Genomic DNA, 13630 nt, shown 5'->3' on the forward strand with positions numbered 1-13630 from the left:
TGCCTCGGTCATGATATCCGTTCTCCTGTAGCAGTTTTCAGACGATCGTTGAGATCGGCGACAAGGGCGGGCAGTCGGTCTGCCGAGGTGGGTCGGCCGAGGTGGTAGCCCTGTGCTCGCCCGCACCGTAGCTCGCGTAGTTCTCTCATCGTCACTTCGTCCTCCACGCCCTCTGCCGTCACCGACAGACCCAGCGTACGGGCGAGTTCGACGGTCGAGCGCACGATGGCGGCGTGCGCGGGATTGTGGGCCATGCCGGCGATGAACGTGCGGTCGATCTTGAGCTCCTGCACCGGCAAACGCTCCATGTAGGCCAACGAGCTGTAGCCCGTGCCGTAGTCGTCGATGGCGAGTTGCACACCCATCGAATGCAGAATCGACAGCGTCTGCGTTGCGCCCACCGGGTCGGTCATCGCCGACGTCTCGGTCACCTCCAGTGTCAATTGATCGGCAGGGCAGTCGAACTCGGTCAGCGCTGCGCGCACCTGCTCGATCAGGGTGTCGTCGAACAGGTTGCGGGTGGAAATGTTGACCGCGGTGCTCAACTGCAAGCCGTTCGCCGTCCACTCCTTGCGCTGCGCCAGAGCGCGGCTGAGGACGTAGCTCGTCAGCGGCCGGATCAGCCCGGTGCGTTCGGCGGTGGGCAGGAACGCGCTGGGGGACAGGACGGAACCGTTCGGGTGGTGCCACCGCAGAAGTGCCTCGACGCCGACGACGGTCATCGAGGCGAGATCGATCTGGGGCTGATAGTGCAGTCGCAGCTGATCGGATTCGAGCGCTGTGCTCAGCTCACCGAGCATGATGAGTTGCTCGCTCTTGTCCCGGTCCATCGACCGGTCGTAGAACGCGACGCGCGACTGAGCCGCCTTTGCGGCCTGAACGGCGAGGTCGGCGCGCTGCACGAGGCGATCCGGTGTGGTCTCGTCTTCCCCGTCGGCTGCCGGTGAGTTCGATGCGACGCCGACACTCGCTTCGATGAGCAGTGTCATGTTTCCGACCTCGAAAGGTGTGGCGAACTGGAGTTGGATCTCCTGGGCCAAGGCAATCGGGTCCATCGATTCCGACTCCCCGCACAGGGCGAACTCGTCGCCGGCCAAGCGCGCCAACAGAATCGAGTCGTCGACGACGCCTCGCAGTCGCTCGGCGACCACCACGAGCACACGGTCGCCGAGGCCGCGTCCGAATGTGTCGTTGATCTCCTTGAACCGATCGATATCGACTGTCAGCAGGGTCGATTCACCGGAATTGCCCCAGATTCGGTGGTCGAGGGCGCGCAGATTGGCCAGGCCGGTGAGGTGGTCGGTGTCGGCGACGGCACGTAGTTGGACGGTCTGCGTGTGCAACAACCGGAGCAGGTCGGTGATGCGAAGCATCACCAGGATCACCAACGTGCCCGCGCAGAGCAGCACCGCCCAGCCCCACTGGGCGATCGGCTCGTCGCGAACGACCTCGATGAACATCACTATCGGTGCGGTCAGGGTGGCCGCGGTCAGCACGACGACGGTGGGAGTGGTGAACGACGCCATCAAGTGGGCGTCGGATTCGATGGTCGGGTTGGTGATGCGCCGCATCGACGGGTGCAGCGCGGCGACGCCTATGAGGACGTACGACATGGTCCATCCGAGGTCGATCAGCGACCGATCCGACGAGGACTCCGACATGATCTCGAAATTGTTGACGGTGTCGGTGACGACGAGCAGCGCAACGGCCACCGTCAGCAACCGGTACGAGAGCGCTCGCCACTGCCGTGAGCCGACGAAGTGGGCGAGCAGTCCCAGCAGGAAGATGTCCATCGCGGGATACGCGACGTCGACGAGACCTGCGATTCCGGAAATGCCTGCACCGCCGAGCGACGGCTGTACGGCGAACACCCAGGTGAGCAGCCCGAACGCCACCATGATGATGGCGCTGTTCGCGACATGGCCGCGTTCGCTCGGCCGCCATTTGTGGCGGGCCAGCAGGAACAGACCGAATCCGTACACCGGATAGCCGACGAGATAGACGGCGTCGGCGAGCGACGGATACGGGACGCTGTCGCGAGTGACGTAATACCACTCGAAGACGATGTCGCCGAGCACCCACAGGGCAGTACCCACCGCGATGGCCAGCCATGCTGTGCGATTTCGCGGCCGGTGCATCCTGGTGCCGATCACGGTTGCGGCAACGGCAGAGGCTCCGACGAGGACGAAGATCGAGTGGGCCCAGAACACACTCGGGACAGCGAAATAGGCCACGCAGCCGAACACACCGAGCGCTGCGTACCACCGCCACCAGGCCGTCACGATTTTCTCCAGCCGTTCACGCCGATCCGACGGCTTCAACAATGGCACACTCGGTGATCTGGGTCACTTCGTCCACCCTGATTGCTCGGGTTGTGCATCGAGGGAGTGTCGGTAGCACGTGCGAGCATAGATTCGTGGAGTCGAACAACCGAAATGCGGCGAGCATCATGCACGCCGACCTCGACTCCTTCTATGCCTCGGTGGAACAGCGCGACGACCCTCGGCTGCGGGGTAAGCCGGTCATCGTCGGCGGCGGAGTGGTGCTCGCCGCCAGCTACGAGGCCAAGGCATTCGGAGTACGCACGGCGATGAGCGGCGGCCAGGCCCGCTCGGTGTGCCCACAGGCCATCGTGGTTCCGCCGCGTATGGAGGCGTACTCGCAGGCGAGCAAGGACGTGTTCGACGTCTTTCACGACACCACGCCGCTGGTGGAGGGGATTTCCATCGACGAGGCGTTTCTCGATGTCGGCGGACTCCGCAAGATCGCGGGCAGCGCCTCGGAGATCGGGGAGCAACTGCGACGCGACGTCGCCGAGCAGGTGGGGCTGCCCATCACCGTCGGGATCGCCACCACCAAGTTCCTGGCCAAGGTGGCGAGCGCTTTCGCCAAGCCCGACGGTCTGCTTCTCGTTCCGCCCGGCGGCGAACTCGAGTTCCTGCATCCGTTGAACATCGAAAGGCTCTGGGGCGTAGGCAAAGTGACCGCCGAGAAGCTACACGTCCTCGACATCAGGACGGTAGGCGACATCGCGGCCTACGGCGAGCGGTCGTTGGCCTCGGTGTTGGGCAAGGGTGCGGGTGCCCATCTGTACGCGCTGTCCATGGGCCGGGACCCACGACGCGTCCAACCCGGAAAGTCGCGCAGTTCCATCGGCGCGCAGCGAGCTCTCGGTCGCGGTAGGCACGACGCGTCAGAGGTGGAGGCATCGTTGATCGGCCTCGTCGATCGAGTGACGCACCGGATGCGAGGCGCGCAGCGAACGGGTCGAACAGTCATGCTGCGCTTGCGTTTTGCCGATTTCACCCGTGCCACGCGGTCGCAGACACTCGATCGTGCGACCGCCGACACCCGAGACATCCTCGACGCCGCACTCGAACTGCTGCACGACGCGGCCCCGCTGATCGCGGAGAAGGGCATCACCCTCGTCGGTGTCACCGTCTCGAGCATCGACAAGGGCGGAGCCGAGCAACTCGAGCTGCAGTTCGACGCACCGTCGGTGCGCACGCCGCCGGAGGCGTCGGCTCTCGACCGGGCGCTCGACGGGGTGCACAAGAAGTTCGGATCGACCTCACTGACCCGCGGGGTACTGCTCGGACGTGATCCGGGAATGTCGGTACCGCTGTTGCCGGACTGACTATCGTCGAATCGTCGGTCGTACCTCGAAGCCGTCGGGCATCATCGTCAGGCGTTCGGTGACTTTCAGCCGGTACGACGGGTCGGCCTGCAGATCGAAGCGCTGCAGAATTGTGCCGAGTACCAGTACTGCCTCGTGAATGGCGAATTGTCTCCCGATGCAGGCACGTTCGCCGGTCCCGAAAGGTTTGTAGACGTGAGCGGGGCGGGACTTGATGCGCGCGGGCAGAAAGTTGTCGGGGTCGAACTCGTCGGGGCGTTCACCCCATACCGGATCCCGGTGCAGTGCTGTCACCAGCACGATCGCCCAGTCCCCGGCCGCCATGCGGTAACCGTCGCCGACGACTGTCTGCGCGCGTGCTCCACGTCCGAACGCGGGAACCGTCGGCCACAGGCGTAGTGATTCGTCCAGGACTCGGCGGACGTACCGCAGTTTGGGGACCTGGCCGAACTCGGGCTTGCCTGCGCCCCAGACTTCGTCGACCTCGGCGCGGGCCCGCTCGAACACCTCCGGATGCGTCGAGAGGTAGTAGAGCGCGAACGACAGTGCGCCGGAGGTGGTTTCGTGCCCGGCGATCAAGAACGTCAGGATCTGGTATCCGATGTTGGCCTCGCTCAACGCATTCGGATTGTCGGCCTCGCGGGCCGCGTCCATCATGATCTGCAGCAGGTCGGTGAACTCTTCGGTGGATCGGCGTCGGGTGCGGACCACATCTGCGAGGACGTCGGCCAGGTACTGCTTGTTGTGCGCGTACTCGCGGTCCGATCGGGCGAAGAAGGGCTTGGCGAACGCGGGAATTTTCAACAACGCCCGCCGTTGGTTGTACGTCAGTGCGCCGACCATGGCGGAGACGAAGGGGTGCGGCTCGGCTCGCTCGAACGAGCCGAAACTGTAACTGAATCCGGTGCGGCCGATGGTCTCGAGCGTCAGCTTCGTCATGTCCGAGGACACGTCGGTCGTGGCACCGGTGCGGGCGCGGCCCTCCCAGTGCTCGATCAGATCGTCGGCGACATCGACCATGATGTCGTGGTAGCCGCGCATGGCACCGGCAGTGAACGCCGGGCGCAACAGATCGTGTGCGCGTTGCCAATTCGGCTCGTGGTTGTAGGCGGTGAACAGCCCGTCGGCACCGATGTCGCGCAGATTCTCGACGCCGGGGGGCAGGAACTTCTCGAATCGCTTCTCGTCGCACAGTTCGCCCACGACGTCGGCACCCGCGGCGAACACGAAGCGTCGGCCGAGGACGTTTCGCTCGAACATCGGGCCGAGTCGGCCGGCCATGGCAGTCGAGTCCTGGACAGGGGTGCGCGGGTCGACGCCGAAGATGTCGCCGAGCACGGGGACTCGGTACGGGGGATGGGGTAGCACGCCGTCTCGTACCGCGAACTCTGTAGACATCGCCACTCCATCGTCTCGAGACCGGCTCTTGTTGAATCGGTGTCAAATAGTGACCGTACTCACTGTTGAACTCGTGTCAAGTAGCATTCGAGGCCCATGACCCGTAAGCGGATGACCCCAGCACAACGGCGTGCGCAGTTGATCGACATCGGATCTGCACTGTTCGCCGAGCGGCCATACGAGGACGTGTGGATCGAGGAGGTTGCCGATCTCGCCGGCGTCTCGCGCGGGCTCATGTATCACTACTTTCCTTCGAAGCGAGAATTCTTCGTCGAGATCGTGCGCGTCGAATCCGAGCGCAACCTCGACCTCACCGCGCCGGACACCTCGCTGCCGGTCCTCGAACAGATCGCCGCCGGACTCGACGCCTACATCGCCTACACCGACGAGCATGCGCACGGCATACGGGCGGTCAACCGCGGATCGTTGCTCGGGGACCACCGAATCGACGACATTCTGACGCGAGAGTTCGAGATCCAGCAGGAGCGGATCCTGGCCGCCCTGCCCGCGAGATTGCACGACGACGAGATGGTGCGCACTGCGCTGCGAGGCTGGGTGGCCTTCGTGCGTGCGGTGTGTCTGGACTGGGTCGAACGCAGAACCCTGGACCGCGAGCAGGTCCGTGAACTGTGTCTTCGCGCTGTGGCAGGCCTTCTCGAGGTGTGAGCTGCGGGGTTATCGTCGACGTATGTGCCGAAACATCACCACCCTGCGCGGGTTGGAACCACACGCAACCGACGAGGAGATCGAAGCGGCCGCGCGTCAGTACGTCCGCAAGATCAGTGGCGTCCAGAAGACGTCCGACGCCACCCGTGACGCGTTCGAGCTGGCCGTCGCCGAGGTGACAGCCACGACGCATCGGCTCCTCGACGCGCTACCGGAGCGGCGCCAGCCACCGCCGACGGTGCCGCCGCTGAGACGTCCTGAAGTTCAGGCGAGAATAGCGGCGGCGGGAGTGGAGCCTGCGGAACGACCCAAGGTGGCGGCGAAAGCGGGGTCCTAGAGAGTGCTGTCCGGCGGCACTGCGGGGAGGCCCTCGCTCACGCGCAACTTCTCGGCCATCGAGCTGAGCAGGTTCTGCGATTCCTCGGACAGATCGAATGCTCTGGCAGAGAGGCGGCGTAGGCCGTAGCCCTGCAGCTGAGTGAGCAGATCGAGGTCGTGATCGACCTTGGATGCGTAGATGTTGTCGAAGAAGTAGTCGGGCTTGACCTTGAAGAACGCCGCCAGTGCCGTCACGGTGTCCGCGGATGGATTGGCCCGCTGCCCCGATCGCAGTTGCGAGATGTACGGCTTGGAGATCTGGTGCCCGCGCAGGGCGAGGGCGTCGGCGACCTCGGCGTTGGTGTGTGGCTTGCGTCCGGGCGGGTGGATCGTGGAGAACAGATGATTCAGACGTGCGGCGAAATCAGCGGACATCGGGGATGTGTGTGCCTTCCTGATACAGCCGCTGCCCACCCGGGCAGATCGGCCCGCCCCGGACCGAACCGGCTCATACTAGCCGCTGCTGAGGCTCCGACGAACCATGGCTGACCTGCAGAAACTCATCCGAAAATCGTACTGATCGGTTTCATGCAGGCGTCGGACGCGCAGGGCGGGTGCGCACAGGGCGACACCTCGGCGGTTGGTTCGAACGAATGGTTTTCCGCAGATTCGGACGCGTGATTCGAGCCCCGGTGGCAGACTGTATTGCCAGGCGAAGGGGGTGGAGATGACCGATCGTCGACGACGAACGTTCGATTCACGAGACGGTGACGCGGAGGTGGTCGAGCCGCTGCTCCGCGCTGTGCTGTCCTATGCGCCGCGCGACGAAACGCCCATGCCGCACCCCTCCGAGGGCATCACCCTGCGGGCCGAGAACGGCTCCGGCATCGTTCGGCTCGAACTCGCCATCGCGGGCGATCTGGGCGCGGGCATCCCCGGACCGTTCGGGTCCAGGTTCTACGAATGTGGTTCGTACGAAGTCGTTGTCCCGCAACGTGATCCCCGAGACGGTGCGCTGCTGATGATCCACCTGCTCGACGCGCGGGCACCGCACCGGTTCGAATTCGCAACGTCGATGCCGCCCCGGTGGAGCCTGCGGCTCGAACGTGACGGTTCTGTATCGGTACTCGACGAACGCGGCGATGCAGTGGTGTTCATCGGCCGCCCATGGGCTTTCGACGCCGATCTGCATTCGGTTCGCGTGCACTACACCATCGAGAACGGCCTCCTGGTACAGAACATTCGCGCAACCGCAGACACTGCATATCCCATCCTGGTCGATCCCGACCCCGACGCGATCATCACCGGAGACGGCCGGCTCATCACCGAGACCTGGACTCCGCGACTGGTGACCGGCGGGGTCGTCGAAGACATGCCACCGAAATCGCTGTCCACCTGATTGCCCTGCAGCGCAGAGTGATTCAGAACGGATCGTGCTGAATGTGCTCCAATGGCGTCCCCACCTTGCGGAGGGCGTAGACCGTCGTGCGAACCATCGACGGCGACCCGCAGATCTGAATCTGTCGATCGGCCCATGAGCCGAATCGGGTCACCACCTTGCCCACCGCACCGTGCAGACGGTGGTGCATGCCCCACGGAAGCTCGCGCGGCTGACCGGAATACCACCACGGGTTCTCGAGTTCCTCGGTCACCGGAACGACCGTGAGCCACGGGTTCGACAGCGACAACTGCCAGAGGGTGTCCAAATCGTAGAGGTCGCAGGGATACGTCCCGCTGACGAACAGATGCACTCGCGGATTGTTGCTGCGCTGCGCCATCTCCATGACCTGTGCCCGCAGTGGGGCCAATCCGGTGCCTCCAGCGATCATCAGCACGTCCTCGCGAATTGCGCGATCGACATGCATTCCGCCCAGCGGCGGACTGATGGACCAGCGATCACCGACCGCGGTCTCGGTCACCATCGCCGGCGACACCCAGCCCCCGGAGACGCGTCGAACATGGAACTCGATCTCCCCGTATGGGTTGCTCGGGATGGCCGGGGACAGATATCGCCACAGCTTGGGTCGCTGCGGAATCTGCACGCTGACGTACTGCCCGGGAAAGTACGGGATCTCGCCGTCGGTCTTGAGTCGCACCACCGCGAGATCGTCGAGAACCCGCTGATGTTCGACGACGGTGGCGCTCCAGAACGGCGGTAGTTCGTCGTTGTCCGCTGCGGTGGCCATTGCATCGCTGACCACCGTGAGAGCGTCGGTCCAGGCCTTCTCGACCTCGTCGGTCCACACCTCGTTACCGGCGAAGGCCCGGAACGCGCTGATCAAAGCCGAGCTACCTGCGCGGAAGTGTGCGCCCGAGATTCCGTGCTTGCGGTGGTCCCGGCCGAGTTGCTCGAGGAACGGCTCGACGCGGTCGGTGTCGTCGAGATGCTCGAAGACGTAGCCGAGTGCCAGGACGAAGTGCTCGCGCAACGCGTCCATCGACGCGGGGAACAGGGCGCGGAAGTCCGGATACTCGGCGAAGAGGTGGGCGTAGAAAGACCTGGACAGCCGTGCCGGACCGAATTCGGCGGCCACGACAGACTTGAATCCGGTGCGAACCAGGGAGATCGTGCGTGCGTCGAGCATCGATCCACCTCCGCCCACCGATTGCCCCCACCGTTCACTGCTGTCGACCGTCACCAAAGTAGACCGATCGAGGGTATCGCGCACGTGGGGCTTCGCCCCCGTGCGCGTTTTGCGTACTTCTGGCTACGCAAAACGCGCACGACGAAATCAGGGTTGAGCGGAACAGACTCAACTTGTCTATGGTTGTACCCAGCGACAAGCAAGAACCGATCCGAGAAAGAAGGTGACCGGTGGACAGTTTCACTCCCACCACGAAGTCGCAGGCAGCACTGTCGTCTGCTCTGCAGGCCGCATCCGCGGCCGGCAACCCGGATATCCGTCCGGCACATTTGTTGGTGGCGTTGCTCGATCAGACCGACGGCATCGCCACACCCTTGCTGAAGGCCGTCGGCGTCGACCCAGCAACGGTGCGTCGAGAAGCGCAGAACCTGGTCGACCGCCTGCCCTCGGCATCCGGCTCGACCACCACTCCGCAACTCGGCCGTGAAACCCTCGCCGCGATCACAACAGCACAGCACCTGGCCACCGAACTTGACGACGAGTTCGTCTCCACCGAACACATCATGGTGGGCCTGGCGACAGGAAGCGACGACGTCGCCAAGCTGTTGAGCGGCCACGGAGCCGGACCCAACGAGCTGCGCGACGCCTTCCAGGCCGTTCGTGGCAGCGCCCGGGTCACCAGCGCAGATCCCGAGAACACCTACCAGGCGTTGGAGAAGTACAGCACCGACCTGACCGCGCTGGCCCGAGAGGGCAAGCTCGATCCCGTCATCGGCCGCGACACCGAGATCAGGCGCGTCGTGCAGGTTCTGTCGCGACGCACCAAGAACAACCCGGTGCTCATCGGCGAACCCGGCGTCGGCAAGACGGCCATCGTCGAAGGGCTTGCGCAGCGCGTCATCGCTGGCGATGTTCCCGAGAGCCTGCGGGGGAAGACCGTCGTCTCCCTCGACCTCGGTTCGATGGTCGCGGGCGCGAAGTTCCGTGGTGAATTCGAGGAGCGGCTCAAGGCCGTACTCGACGACATCAAGAACTCCGCGGGCCAGGTCATCACGTTCATCGACGAGCTGCACACGATTGTCGGAGCAGGTGCAACCGGTGAATCGGCGATGGACGCGGGCAACATGATCAAGCCGATGCTCGCCCGCGGCGAACTGCGACTCGTCGGTGCGACGACTCTCGAGGAGTACCGCAAGTACATCGAGAAGGACGCCGCCCTCGAACGCCGCTTCCAGCAGGTCTACGTCGGTGAGCCGTCGGTCGAGGACACCGTCGGCATCCTGCGCGGACTCAAGGAACGCTACGAGGTGCACCACGGCGTCCGGATCACGGACTCTGCTCTGGTCGCCGCGGCAACCCTGAGTGACCGGTACATCACGGCCCGGTTCCTGCCCGACAAGGCGATCGACCTCGTCGACGAGGCTGCATCGCGTCTGCGTATGGAGATCGACTCGCGCCCCGTCGAGATCGACGAGGTCGAACGCGCCGTGCGTCGCCTCGAGATCGAGGAGATGGCCCTGGCGAAGGAGACCGACGACGCGTCGAAGGCCCGGCTCGACAAGCTTCGCCAGGAACTGGCCGATCTACAGGAGAAGCTGGCCGGACTGAGCACGCGCTGGCAGAACGAGAAGAACGCCATCGACTCGGTGCGGGTACTGAAGGAGGAGCTCGAGAACCTGCGCGGTGAGTCCGACCGCGCCGAACGCGACGGCGATCTGGGCAAGGCCGCAGAGCTTCGCTACGGACGCATCCCGACTCTGGAAAAGGAGCTCGCCGCCAAGACGGAGGCCTCACCCGCCCAGGGCGACGTGATGCTCAAGGAAGAGGTGGGCCCGGACGACGTCGCCGACGTCGTTGCAGCCTGGACCGGAATTCCCGCGGGCCGAATGCTCGAGGGCGAAACCGCCAAACTGCTCCGCATGGAAGACGAACTGGGTAAGCGAGTCGTCGGGCAGAAGGACGCAGTACAAGCGGTGTCCGACGCCGTCCGACGCTCCCGCGCCGGGGTGGCCGACCCAAACCGTCCGACGGGCTCGTTCCTGTTCCTCGGACCCACCGGTGTCGGCAAGACCGAGCTGGCAAAAGCGTTGGCGGAGTTCCTCTTCGACGACGAACGCGCGATGGTGCGCATCGACATGAGCGAGTACAGCGAGAAGCACGCTGTCGCCAGGCTCGTCGGTGCACCTCCGGGCTACGTCGGCTACGAGGCCGGTGGGCAGTTGACCGAGGCGGTGCGCAGGCGTCCGTACACGGTGGTGCTCTTCGACGAGGTGGAGAAAGCGCACCCCGACGTGTTCGACATCCTGCTCGCAGTGCTCGACGAAGGTCGGCTCACCGACGGCCAGGGACGGACGGTCGATTTCCGCAACACGATCCTGATCCTCACCTCCAACCTCGGTGCCGGCGGCACCAAGGAGCAGGTGATGGACGCGGTGCGGCGTTCGTTCAAGCCCGAGTTCGTCAACCGCCTCGACGACGTCGTGGTGTTCGACGCGTTGTCCGAGGATCAGCTCGAGTCGATCGTCGACATCCAGCTCGGCTTCCTCGCCAAGCGTCTCGCTACTCGACGCCTGACGCTGAACGTGTCCTCGCCGGCGAAGATGTGGCTCGCGGTGCGCGGCTACGACCCGCTCTACGGTGCGCGGCCGTTGCGGCGACTGATCCAGCAGGCGATCGGTGATCAACTGGCGAAGCTGCTGCTCGCGGGGGACGTCCACGACGGCGATGTGGTGTCGGTCAACGTCACCCCGGACGGTGAACGCCTGATCCTGGGCTAGTTGCGGAGTTCCGAATCAGGCCCGCACGAGTACTGCTCGTGCGGGCCTGATTCGCCTGTCACCTGTAGGTACCCTCGTGGAATGACGAATCCGGACGACCCGCGGTCACCTCGAGAGCGCGATCAGGACGCGGCACCCCAGCCGGACTCATCCGAGCCGACCCAGAGTTATCCCGGCTCCCAGCAGTACCCCGGCGGTGCGAATCCGACCGAGGCCTATCCAACCCAGGCCCAGCAGAATCCGGCCTATCAGAATCCGGCTTATCAGAACCCGGACCCGCAGGCCTATCCGCCGGGCTATCAGCCCACACAGGCATTTCCGCCGTACGACCCCGATCAGCAGGCGGCAGCGAACCAGGCCTACGGCCAGACCGAGCAATACGGCCAACCGCAATACGGCCAACCGCAGTACGGCCAGGCACCGGGCTACGACACCCAGCAATACGGCCACACCCAGCAGTTCGGCCACACGCAGCAATTCGGGCAGCCCCCGCAGTACGGCGCTCCGCCGCCCCCCGAGGAACCGAATGCCGCCGATTCCGGAAGCAAGGGGCCCCGCCCGTGGCTTCTGGCGCTGATCGGGCTCGCTGTCCTTGCGATCGTCGTGGTGTTCGGAATTTCCTTCCTGAGCGGGGGATCGGACGAGCCCAGCACCACGGCAACCGGCCCGTCGACGTCGATTCGACCGTCCACGACGAGTGCCCCCACGTCGAGTGCTGCCCCGTCGACCCCGCGGCCCACCGAATCGGGCACGTCCACCACCCCGGAGCTCATTCCGGGAGGAATCCCCGAGATTCTCGGTCAGCTCGGATCGACGGTGGGGACGATCACTGCCAACGACGGCTCGACGCTGACGGTCAACGGACTCGACGGTGCGCCCGTGACGGTGCAGACCACTCCGCAGACGCAGATCATCTCGCTGAGCGGCAGCGATCTCGCCTCCTTGACCGTAGGTGCGGGAGTCGTGGTGCAGGGCGAGGCCGTTCAGGACGGGACGATTCGCGCGAACGTCATCATCGAGACGCCGAATCTCGGTGGCTGAGTAGCGCGGGGGTGGTTCGCGTGGGCCTGGCCGGCTCGGGCCAGGTGCTGTCGGTGTCCACAATTCGGATCGAGGAGCGGGATTCCGTCGTTCCAGGGAAATAGTGGACGCTCAGGTCAGTAGGTTCGAGGTATCGATCACCTGGCCGGCCGACCCCGGCCGTCGTAGGGACCGTTCACAGGACCTGGCGGTGGTGGGAGTCGATGGTGTCGATGTCGATTAAGGTGGTTCGCGATGACGGCAATGTGGTTCGGTCTGGCGGCGATTGCACTGATGGGTGCAGTGGCGCTGCTCTACATCGACAGGTCCAAGCGAGATCAGTCCGGGCGACTGCGGCAGATGTGGGCCAAGGCGCAGGGGTACGAGTATCGACCCCACGATCGGGAACTGGTCACTCGGTTCTCGCGCGCGGCGCTGTCCAAGCCCGAATTCGACGTGGCTCTCGGCGTGGTGACCGGTGTTCGACGCGGTGAGGAGTTCGTCCTCTTCGACGTCGAGGAGACGGGCACCATCGTTGCCGTGCAGCGCTCGGTCGGTTCCGACGTCGATATCGATCTGCGGCCCAGGTCGACGCCACCGCCGCGCGACGAGGACATGGATTTGCTCGGCTCCATCGGCCCGCGCGTGGTGTTCGCCACCGACGTCGATATCGCTCGCCGCGTCTGCGACCAGCGGATGGCCGCGTTCACCGAGTCCATCCCGGAAAATCTTCAGCTGCTGTGGAGCGAGAAGGACTGGACGCTCGGATCGCTGCCGCTGAACAGTTCCGGTCGCGATTGGGATGCCGCCATCGATGCTGTCGCGCGATTGTCCGGGATGCTTCACGTTCTGCCTCCGGTTCGCGGAAGCGCGGTCTACGGCGCGCGCCCAGGCGATGCCGGCCGGGATCGAAGCGACCCAGGTAGGCCGTTGGTTCAGGAACCGCGTATTCAGCCCCCGCGCGCCGTCCCGCCTCGTAGCGCCGATCCTCGTCCCCCCGAGCCGCGCAGTGTCGAGCCGAGGAGCCCCGAGCCCCGTCCTGTGGATTCTCGTCCGCAGGAGGTGCCTCGACGGCCGCGTCCGCCGAGGCCCGATCAGGCCGGTCCGCAGAGCACGCGATCGGCAAACCCGGTTCGATCGGTACCGCGTCCGCCTGCGTCGCGTCCGATTCCGTTCGATGCCGATCGTCGACGCAATCAACCCTGATCGTTTTCGGGCGTGCCTAACGC

General features: G+C 65.0%; 11 protein-coding genes. 7 read left to right on the forward strand and 4 right to left on the reverse strand.

Going from position 1 to position 13630, the window contains the following annotated elements:
* Positions 1–8: 8 nt before the first annotated feature.
* Positions 9–2282 (reverse strand): putative bifunctional diguanylate cyclase/phosphodiesterase, encoded by a 2274-nt coding sequence (locus tag ACNEOT_RS06095; RefSeq protein ID WP_415972966.1) that lies wholly within the window; start codon positions 2280–2282, stop codon positions 9–11.
* A 134-nt stretch (positions 2283–2416) separates the two neighbouring features.
* Here ACNEOT_RS06095 and dinB point away from each other — a divergent pair, with 134 nt between their 5' ends.
* A complete protein-coding gene (gene dinB / locus ACNEOT_RS06100) occupies positions 2417–3637 on the forward strand; it encodes a DNA polymerase IV (protein WP_415972968.1) in 1221 nt (406 codons plus the stop codon).
* Here dinB and ACNEOT_RS06105 read toward each other — a convergent pair whose 3' ends face one another.
* Positions 3638–5035 carry a cytochrome P450 gene (locus tag ACNEOT_RS06105; RefSeq protein ID WP_415972970.1) on the reverse strand — a complete coding sequence of 466 codons (1398 nt, stop codon included), beginning with the start codon at positions 5033–5035 and terminating at the stop codon, positions 3638–3640. It abuts the gene before it with no gap.
* Between the two features lie 96 nt (positions 5036–5131).
* On the opposite strand from ACNEOT_RS06105, the gene ACNEOT_RS06110 reads away from it, so the two are divergent.
* Both ACNEOT_RS06110 and ACNEOT_RS06115 read left to right on the forward strand, forming a co-directional pair.
* A complete protein-coding gene (locus ACNEOT_RS06110; protein ID WP_415972971.1) occupies positions 5132–5701 on the forward strand; it encodes a TetR/AcrR family transcriptional regulator in 570 nt (189 codons plus the stop codon).
* Between the two features lie 22 nt (positions 5702–5723).
* Positions 5724–6038 carry a DUF2277 domain-containing protein gene (locus ACNEOT_RS06115; protein WP_415972973.1) on the forward strand — a complete coding sequence of 105 codons (315 nt, stop codon included), beginning with the start codon at positions 5724–5726 and terminating at the stop codon, positions 6036–6038.
* Here ACNEOT_RS06115 and ACNEOT_RS06120 read toward each other — a convergent pair.
* Entirely contained in the window at positions 6035–6454 is a 420-nt protein-coding gene (locus tag ACNEOT_RS06120; RefSeq protein ID WP_415972975.1) for a helix-turn-helix domain-containing protein, read from the reverse strand. The two genes, ACNEOT_RS06115 and ACNEOT_RS06120, sit on opposite strands and share 4 nt — an antisense overlap.
* Positions 6455–6746: 292 nt before the next feature.
* On the opposite strand from ACNEOT_RS06120, the gene ACNEOT_RS06125 reads away from it, so the two are divergent.
* Positions 6747–7418 carry a hypothetical protein gene (locus tag ACNEOT_RS06125; protein ID WP_415972976.1) on the forward strand — a complete coding sequence of 224 codons (672 nt, stop codon included), beginning with the start codon at positions 6747–6749 and terminating at the stop codon, positions 7416–7418.
* A gap of 22 nt (positions 7419–7440) precedes the next feature.
* Here ACNEOT_RS06125 and ACNEOT_RS06130 read toward each other — a convergent pair whose 3' ends face one another.
* On the reverse strand, positions 7441–8604 hold the full coding sequence (locus tag ACNEOT_RS06130; protein ID WP_415972978.1) for a globin domain-containing protein: 1164 nt from the start codon (positions 8602–8604) through the stop codon (positions 7441–7443).
* Between the two features lie 230 nt (positions 8605–8834).
* Here ACNEOT_RS06130 and clpB point away from each other — a divergent pair, with 230 nt between their 5' ends.
* The 3 genes from clpB to ACNEOT_RS06145 all read left to right on the forward strand — a co-directional run bounded on the left by clpB (position 8835) and on the right by ACNEOT_RS06145 (position 13607).
* A complete protein-coding gene (clpB, locus tag ACNEOT_RS06135) occupies positions 8835–11381 on the forward strand; it encodes an ATP-dependent chaperone ClpB (RefSeq protein WP_415972980.1) in 2547 nt (848 codons plus the stop codon).
* 81 nt (positions 11382–11462) lie between these two features.
* Positions 11463–12422, forward strand: a complete 960-nt coding sequence (locus ACNEOT_RS06140) for a DUF5666 domain-containing protein (RefSeq protein WP_415972982.1) — start codon at positions 11463–11465, stop codon at positions 12420–12422.
* Between the two features lie 243 nt (positions 12423–12665).
* A complete protein-coding gene (locus tag ACNEOT_RS06145; protein WP_415973672.1) occupies positions 12666–13607 on the forward strand; it encodes a hypothetical protein in 942 nt (313 codons plus the stop codon).
* Positions 13608–13630: the final 23 nt, after the last annotated feature.

Source organism: Rhodococcus sp. 077-4, from assembly GCF_047782425.1.
Lineage (GTDB): Bacteria > Actinomycetota > Actinomycetes > Mycobacteriales > Mycobacteriaceae > Rhodococcoides.